General features: G+C 22.8%; 1 protein-coding gene. It reads left to right on the forward strand.

Annotated elements, in window-relative coordinates; translation table 11 throughout:
* The coding region (locus NG904_RS16750) for a hypothetical protein (RefSeq protein ID WP_252232857.1) at positions 1-206 on the forward strand (206 nt) is incomplete at both ends.

Genomic DNA, 206 nt, shown 5'->3' on the forward strand with positions numbered 1-206 from the left:
GTTAATTCTCAACTTAGAAGCTTAGAAAGAAATTTATCAAGAAATTTAAAAAATCTTGAATATTTAGTTATCAATAAAAATGGAGATGTGACAAAAACTAATAGTGAAAACTCATTACAAGTATTTTTTTTAGAAAACAATACAGAAGAACTAGAAAAATTACAAGATACTTATGGATTTTATATAGTCTTGCAATTTGATGAAGA

It is taken from the genome of Clostridium sp. ZBS15 (genome assembly GCF_023845705.1).
GTDB classification, from domain to species: Bacteria; Bacillota; Clostridia; order Clostridiales; family Clostridiaceae; genus Clostridium; species Clostridium aquiflavi.